Genomic DNA, 6,224 nt, shown 5'->3' on the forward strand with positions numbered 1-6,224 from the left:
GCTTTGATCAGTAAGAGAGCTTCGGGACAAATTCCCACTTCATAAGCCCCAATCAGTTTGGCTACAGCTTCATCAGCCAAACTGAACGCGGGATTCAGCCAAATCCTCCCAATCCAGGGTTTGGTCAATCCATTCTCTTCTTTGGTGTAAAATTTCTGAGCTCGAATGATTTTTTGAGCTTTGGGATTGCTCATTGGATCTAAGTTGATTTCCCCCAGCACCTCGCGGGCGGCGTATGCCAAAAAGTGAGGGGTTCCGTGTTCGTCGGATTTTGAACTCGTTAGGACTTCGAGATTTTGAGATTTGGGAGTTTTTTCTGCAGTATCTGTAGCAAAAGAATATTGAATCGGCTCTGAGACTGGGTTGCAGACTTCGGCATCGAGGAGACGCTCGTCCTCCAACGGCTGAAATCTAAACCCAACCACCCAAACCTCTTTCTCTAAATCGCCCTTGAAGTATTTAGTGACAAACTCATTAACGGACTTGCACATCCCGCCCTCAGCCACTAAATCGACTCGCGGCATATCTTTTAGTGCTTCCTTGTAAGGAGCGTGGCTGAGAATTGCCCAGCCAATTTGCTTGCCGCCCCTGTGGTAAGCCTTATCAACCGCAGGAACTCTTAACTTTTTGTCGCCGGCCCCTGCCCGCTCGAAAGCATTAATAAACTTGTTGGCGTGTGAAACTTTCCAGTCGCGCCGCGTCACACTTTTTTGGGGCAGGTATTCGGCGGTGTAACCGAAAGATAAAGGAACTCCAAAATCAAGATACTCTATTGGCTCAGGAACTAGCGGCTCAGGATCTGGGTTCTGGGTTTCTCTCCTCAGTGCTGCTAAATTTGACTCTTGCCTTTTGTCGAGCTTATCGATTGCTTTGAGCTCAAACCCCTCTTTTTTTAATCTCTTAACTTCCTTGTTTCTGTTTAATTGGTGTAGCGCTGAGTGAATTCCTCTACTGCAGTAAGTCTTTGCTTCCCAATCTGAACAAGAAAAATCTCCTTTGTCAGTGTAATACAATGTTCTGCCGTTCTGATCTTGCAGGGAAATTACAATTCTATGTTTAACGGGTTCCATGTGTTTATTAGATGTTTGAGTTTTCGTAGTTGAGGTGATGTGAGAAGACGGCGATCGCACTTCAAGAAATCCGATCGCCTGGTTTGCTAGGAAAGCTTGCGTTTAATTGTCCAAATGATTTCTTGGATCGTATTAGTCGGCCAATGTAAGATTTGCAAAACAAGATATAACCACGAATCCCAAAAGGGTTGCATTGATTGATGGTAGTGATTTTCGATTAAGTCTAAGGTCGTGCCAGGCGCATCGCAGGCATCATCTGCGGTGAGAGATTCTCTCGCATCCATCAAGTGGGGATTTGCTTCTAAATAAGCATCTTCCCAAATGTCGTAGGAGTCGTAAGCATCCTGCGCGCAACAATAATCTATTAGCCACATTCCCCACCAATTCCAGTTGATTCGCTCTCGTTTCATGACACCTCAATATTGGAGATGATTTGACCAGGTACTTCGCAGTATGAGTACCCTCTGACCAACTGGTAAAAAATACCTGTTTTGTTGTCGTAAATAATTGGTGGTAAAGGTTGCCCCCAGCGCAACCGCACATTTTTGGGGACACCATCAAAGTCAAGTGTTGCTGGATAATCGGTCACTTTAGTTTGCATCTTTCACCTCTATTTCGCCCTCAAAATCTTCTTCGAGAATATCGGATGCTAGTTCCGCTAGGGCCTGGGGTGAAAGTTTCTCGACCAGTCTCATCGCCTGATGTACAGGTTCGCTCAGTTTGCCGTGAATTGGTACGAGTTTCAGTAATTGATGGTGCGAGCTGTCAATAAAAAAGTAGGCGGTTTGCCCAATTGCTATCTTTTGATGCCAGTCAAAATTTTCCATCAACACTGAAAGGTTGGCTAAGGTTTCTCTGTCGGAATCAACGATTGCTTGAATTTCATCCTCAAGAGTTGGAGAGTCAAAGTTTGGTAATCCTTCAAAAAATGTTGTGTTTGCCATATCTAAAAACTTGGGGTGATGGTGTCGTCTTCATCTTCATCTACGAGATAGCTTTGCTGTCAGTAGTTGTCCTCCTCATCAACTTGATCGTGGATACGATCGTATTCGTCGCCGTAGTATGGGTCGAAATAGTCATCGTCATTATTGAGTGGATGTAACTTTTTTACAATCTCCAATTCCTGGGCAAGGTTCTCTCCTTCACTTGTGTTGTTGTAACTTGTAAGATCGACAAGTTGGACACTGTAGCCTTCCTCAGTAGACCGTAAGTCCGGCAGCAATTGCTTGGCAGCAATGTCTAGCTCTCGATCGATTAATTCCCGGGCAATTTCTTCGCTTTTGGAGTTGGGTATGATAAGTAAGGTTTCCGGATCCACGCCATGAGCTGTTAAAAAAGCTGCATAGTTTTTCCATGCTTCCTGAGCTTTTTTGAGTTTCGTCTCAGATTGCAAGAGGGTCGCATTAGTGGCTTCGAGTGCCTGCATTTGTCGATTGAATTTGCCCTTAAGATCGAACCATTTATCGGGAAGGTCGAGTTCTTCCGCTACCTTGCTACGAAGGATATTGAGGCTTTCTAAAGGATCTTCCCAAGGCTCCAGTTCTGCCTCTAGCCACAGTTTGCAATTTTCATAATTGCCAAGACTTTTGACATAACCAAATCCAATTCTGTCTATTCTCATAAGTTAGGTGGTATGAACGAAATCTCTGGCAGTAAGATAGCTACTGCCAGCTCTGCCAAATATCTTGATGGAAGCCGCAAACAAAGTTGCCGTATGTCGCTCAGCTTTTTTTGGAAAGATTGTCCGCTAGTGACCCCAATATTTTCTATATATGAAGTCAACAGTGGCTTTGTCTGCCTCATGAAGGCACATTTCAACTAGCACCAAGGTGATCGCTAATCTCTCGCTCCTATTCATGTGGGTCGCCAACCTACGAATGTAGGAACAAGCTCCTCGATCGCCTGGAGATTGTTTGTGCTGGTGGGTTTTATCCATAAGTAAGGAGTAATGAGTAGGAGGGAGCGATCGCCCGTGACGACGATCGCTGAATACTTCAGGTAATGAAAAAAGCAGTCTAATCCTGTGCAGGCATTACATGGGTGTTACCTCCCTGTGGTAGAATCCGCTCCCGCCCCGATAGTTGCTTTCTATCGGAGGGTTTTGGGGTGCGGTGATTTGTTGCAACTCACAGGGTGTTGTGAGCTTGATCACTGAGAAAATAAGAGTTAGCGAGTGGGCTGAGGTTCAAAGTCAAGCCCGATCGCTAGTTGTTTAACTAGCTAATTATAGACCAGTCTATAGACACCTGTCAATTAACTGGTCTATAATTGGGGGAGAGTTCTGTGAATGCCAGTGAGAAATTGTCTAAAACCAGTTTTAGAAAAGAGACTACAAATTAAAAACTTGACGGCGTATAGGTTTCAGAAGTTGACGGGTTTAGGGCGAGGAACTTCGATCCGAATAAACGATCCAAATTGGGTTCCCAGCTCTGACACTCTTCAGACCATTTGTGAGACGTTTCGACTTCAGCCCGGTGAGTTTCTTTATTGGGTTCCCGATGAATCCGACCTTGCGACCATTAGAACTTCTAGTCTTTCCAAAGTTTAAAACGCACCAACAACTCTTATACCAGTTAATTGACACTATGTCAGTTGACTGGTATATTTGTTTATATGTCAATCAACCACCACCGAAACCACTGGGAACTAGCAGCCCCATGCCTAAGGCATATAAGAACGATCTGCTGCGGTGGCGGGCGATGTGGCAACCATATATGAGGCAAAAGGATGAAAAGCATAACTGCGTTTGCTTTCGACTTGGCGGCGCAAAGGCTCAATTGTGCAGGCTATTTTAGCCCAAAAGCTACTGGCCGCAGTCTCCGTCGAGAGGCCGATCGTAAGCGCCGCATTGAAGCCAAAAAGAATACTAGGAGGTTAAATGAGACTAACTCACAGCTCCCTTAATACTGGAAAGCCTTATCTCAAAAGAGCGAGCGACGAAAAAGAACCCATGACTAAACCAACTGTTTCCAAAGTTCTGTTTAATGCTTTCGGTTCTGATTTCTCTGGAGCCACCCAAGAGCAGCGACTACTGCTGCTCCAAACTGTTGCCCTCTGTCTTCGGACTGGTGGCGCGTGGTCTAATAAGCTTCACTTCGCGCGCCAGCCAGTTAACGCTCCTTCGATGCCCGAAACCTGTTTCGTTTTTGTGGAACTGGGTAGGAATGAAGGACTTAAGTTGCTGGCAATTCTGAATGTGGCGATCGTGGAAGGCTACTCAGTAGTGGCAGCAAGTGAACGCCTCCGGTAACAAATATTTAAGCTGCACGCGAGCAGCGCGTCGAAGCCAAAAAGTAAACAATGTGAGGGCGTATGACCGAGCCACAGCCTAAAACCGAAAAGTCTGATGAAAATCCACGACGCTCTAGCCGATCGGAAATTTTTCAAAAAGTTCGGGCGGCTCTCAAACCTGATGAGGTGCCTGAGGCGATCGATGATGTTGAAAAGCAAAGGGCGATCAAGTCTCAGCAAAAAGAAATTGTTACAGAAGAGTAGTATCAAAACCTGGCGACACCTGCCAGGGCTAACACAGAAGTGGTGCGACATCTAGCTTGGAGAGACAAGCATTTTGCAAGTCGGAGAAAGACCGACATTAAGTGCCAGAAAGACGCGGACCTACCCCTCTACTGGCTGACAACCGAAAAGACGGGCAAAGCTAGGCTACTGATGCTGATAAGTGACCCAAAAAGTAGCACATAGTGGGATCGAACCTGCCCCTTCCTCAAGGTCGGAGCGTGACGCTGAAAACGAGAGCTAGCGTGACATTTCGGAGAGAACGAAAAACTGAACGTCGGGTTTGCGTGGCGTGACAGCCCGGAGAGACGGGCATTTTTTCAATTACGAGAACTAAAAATGACAGTTGCTGAATTGATTGAAATTTTGCAGGAGTGCGACCCACATTCGCAAGTCGGATTTGTTGAATCCGATATCGTCACGTCGATCGCTTTTGTAGAGCAAAAAGTAGGAAATAAAACTGAACTCCCGACAGATATTTCTGATTCCTCCGAGGTCTTTATTTACGAAACCGAGCCCCACTGGCCGGATTTCGATCTTTATACCATCAAGACTTTGGCAGTGAACGATGCTAGAACTTTTGCGAAAAATGTGTACACCAGGTCAGAGCCAGACTAATTGTTGTATTCCCCGAGGAGGAAGGCCAGTGATAACTGTCGAAATGGCGATCGCTATGCTTCAGAAATTCGATCCTAAGGCTATTGTCAGGATTGCCCAGCCTAATGATAATTATTCGGAAAACGTCGTCTTTGTTGAAGAGATGGACGGCAAAGAGGTTCACTTCTGCACCGATAAACCTGATTGGGTTCCCAGTTGCGTGTGTGGGTATACCTATTCGGATTTAGGTGATTGTTGGATTGAAGTCCTCCATCAGGAGGACAATTTTGGTCAAATCAAAACTCACAGAATCGAACCTCCCCGCCTAAGCCACCAGACTGAAAATCGCCCGACCTAAGCCGAGCGACCTTCGCGCTACGCATCTTGTCACAGGTGCATAGCAGTTCCTTCTTTTACCTAGTACCAGTATGCCACATGACCACCCAAGGCTAGAACTGCTCAAGCAGCAAGCCTCACAAATGGGCCTCACTAGAGATCAGATCCGCGAGTTTGGCTCCCTGTCACGGCGTGCAACATGGGAAAGTGCGATCTCTCTTCGCCAAGCAACCAACCGTGAGCTCGATCAATGGAATGAGTTAGAAAGTGTGGATAACGTTATCCACAGCCCACCGAGCGAAGCGCACGACACAAGGACTTTAAACCTCTTGAGTTTCCCCCAGTTAGTCACACTGTTTGTTCTGACGGTGGGATTTTTTGTGTTGATTGCGCCAGTTCTGCGGGGGGCAAATTTACTGCCTATCAAAATCACCATTCAAATTGGAGCAAAACAATGAGCTTACAACTGCGCTTATTCGGTGGCAGTCAATCCGCTGCTGGCAAACTTTCAGCTAGCAACGATGGCAGCCACGCGATCGACAAATCAAAAGTGCTGGCAAGCACTGACACAAGCGTTATAACGCCACTTAATCCCGGTAATTTTTCAAACATCCGCTCGGCTCCCATCGTACCCATTACTCACAAGTTAAGCTAAAAGCACTATTGTCAATGAGTAAAATTACTCATCTTTTACCTGTTGACCCAATT

Annotated in this window: 12 protein-coding genes; 7 read left to right on the plus strand and 5 right to left on the minus strand. The window is 46.0% G+C overall.

Annotated features, from left to right (window positions below):
* The 5 genes from QUB61_RS37195 to QUB61_RS37215 all read right to left on the minus strand — a co-directional run.
* On the minus strand, nucleotides 1–1,070 hold a 1,070-nt coding region (locus tag QUB61_RS37195; protein ID WP_333136175.1), incomplete at its 3' end, for a hypothetical protein.
* An 86-nt stretch (nucleotides 1,071–1,156) separates the two neighbouring features.
* On the minus strand, nucleotides 1,157–1,480 hold the full coding sequence (locus QUB61_RS37200; RefSeq protein WP_333136173.1) for a hypothetical protein: 324 nt from the start codon (nucleotides 1,478–1,480) through the stop codon (nucleotides 1,157–1,159).
* On the minus strand, nucleotides 1,477–1,671 hold the full coding sequence (locus QUB61_RS37205) for a hypothetical protein (protein WP_333136171.1): 195 nt from the start codon (nucleotides 1,669–1,671) through the stop codon (nucleotides 1,477–1,479). Before QUB61_RS37205 ends, QUB61_RS37200 begins: the two co-directional genes overlap by 4 nt.
* Complete coding sequence (locus tag QUB61_RS37210) at nucleotides 1,661–2,014, minus strand: hypothetical protein (RefSeq protein ID WP_333136169.1); 354 nt, start codon at nucleotides 2,012–2,014, stop codon at nucleotides 1,661–1,663. Before QUB61_RS37210 ends, QUB61_RS37205 begins: the two co-directional genes overlap by 11 nt.
* Before the next feature lie 59 nt (nucleotides 2,015–2,073).
* The gene (locus QUB61_RS37215; protein WP_333136167.1) at nucleotides 2,074–2,691 is read right to left on the minus strand and encodes a hypothetical protein; all 618 of its coding nucleotides are present in this window, start codon (nucleotides 2,689–2,691) and stop codon (nucleotides 2,074–2,076) included.
* Nucleotides 2,692–3,357: 666 nt separating this feature from the next.
* Here QUB61_RS37215 and QUB61_RS40300 point away from each other — a divergent pair.
* The 7 genes from QUB61_RS40300 (at nucleotide 3,358) to QUB61_RS37245 (ending at nucleotide 6,171) form a co-directional block, all read left to right on the plus strand.
* Nucleotides 3,358–3,618 carry a helix-turn-helix domain-containing protein gene (locus QUB61_RS40300; RefSeq protein WP_445300324.1) on the plus strand — a complete coding sequence of 87 codons (261 nt, stop codon included), beginning with the start codon at nucleotides 3,358–3,360 and terminating at the stop codon, nucleotides 3,616–3,618.
* Nucleotides 3,619–4,020: 402 nt separating this feature from the next.
* The gene (locus tag QUB61_RS37220) at nucleotides 4,021–4,320 is read left to right on the plus strand and encodes a hypothetical protein (protein WP_333136165.1); all 300 of its coding nucleotides are present in this window, start codon (nucleotides 4,021–4,023) and stop codon (nucleotides 4,318–4,320) included.
* A gap of 62 nt (nucleotides 4,321–4,382) precedes the next feature.
* The gene (locus QUB61_RS37225) at nucleotides 4,383–4,565 is read left to right on the plus strand and encodes a hypothetical protein (protein ID WP_333136163.1); all 183 of its coding nucleotides are present in this window, start codon (nucleotides 4,383–4,385) and stop codon (nucleotides 4,563–4,565) included.
* A 357-nt stretch (nucleotides 4,566–4,922) separates the two neighbouring features.
* Nucleotides 4,923–5,201 (plus strand): hypothetical protein, encoded by a 279-nt coding sequence (locus QUB61_RS37230; protein ID WP_333136161.1) that lies wholly within the window; start codon nucleotides 4,923–4,925, stop codon nucleotides 5,199–5,201.
* Between the two features lie 28 nt (nucleotides 5,202–5,229).
* The gene (locus tag QUB61_RS37235) at nucleotides 5,230–5,538 is read left to right on the plus strand and encodes a hypothetical protein (RefSeq protein ID WP_333136159.1); all 309 of its coding nucleotides are present in this window, start codon (nucleotides 5,230–5,232) and stop codon (nucleotides 5,536–5,538) included.
* Between the two features lie 70 nt (nucleotides 5,539–5,608).
* Nucleotides 5,609–5,974, plus strand: a complete 366-nt coding sequence (locus QUB61_RS37240) for a hypothetical protein (RefSeq protein ID WP_333136157.1) — start codon at nucleotides 5,609–5,611, stop codon at nucleotides 5,972–5,974.
* Entirely contained in the window at nucleotides 5,971–6,171 is a 201-nt protein-coding gene (locus tag QUB61_RS37245; RefSeq protein ID WP_333136156.1) for a hypothetical protein, read from the plus strand. Before QUB61_RS37240 ends, QUB61_RS37245 begins: the two co-directional genes overlap by 4 nt.
* Nucleotides 6,172–6,224: the final 53 nt, after the last annotated feature.

This window comes from Microcoleus sp. C2D2 (genome assembly GCF_036702495.1).
Lineage (GTDB): Bacteria > Cyanobacteriota > Cyanobacteriia > Cyanobacteriales > Microcoleaceae > Microcoleus.

Coding starts and splice junctions, on each gene's coding strand:
- QUB61_RS37210 (WP_333136169.1), bottom strand. CDS start 2,014: ATGGCAAACACAACATTTTTTGAAGGATTACCAAACTTTGACTCTCCA.
- QUB61_RS37245 (WP_333136156.1), top strand. CDS start 5,971: ATGAGCTTACAACTGCGCTTATTCGGTGGCAGTCAATCCGCTGCTGGC.
- QUB61_RS37240 (WP_333136157.1), top strand. CDS start 5,609: ATGCCACATGACCACCCAAGGCTAGAACTGCTCAAGCAGCAAGCCTCA.
- QUB61_RS37225 (WP_333136163.1), top strand. CDS start 4,383: ATGACCGAGCCACAGCCTAAAACCGAAAAGTCTGATGAAAATCCACGA.
- QUB61_RS37230 (WP_333136161.1), top strand. CDS start 4,923: ATGACAGTTGCTGAATTGATTGAAATTTTGCAGGAGTGCGACCCACAT.
- QUB61_RS37205 (WP_333136171.1), bottom strand. CDS start 1,671: ATGCAAACTAAAGTGACCGATTATCCAGCAACACTTGACTTTGATGGT.
- QUB61_RS37215 (WP_333136167.1), bottom strand. CDS start 2,691: ATGAGAATAGACAGAATTGGATTTGGTTATGTCAAAAGTCTTGGCAAT.
- QUB61_RS40300 (WP_445300324.1), top strand. CDS start 3,358: ATGCCAGTGAGAAATTGTCTAAAACCAGTTTTAGAAAAGAGACTACAA.
- QUB61_RS37200 (WP_333136173.1), bottom strand. CDS start 1,480: ATGAAACGAGAGCGAATCAACTGGAATTGGTGGGGAATGTGGCTAATA.
- QUB61_RS37220 (WP_333136165.1), top strand. CDS start 4,021: ATGACTAAACCAACTGTTTCCAAAGTTCTGTTTAATGCTTTCGGTTCT.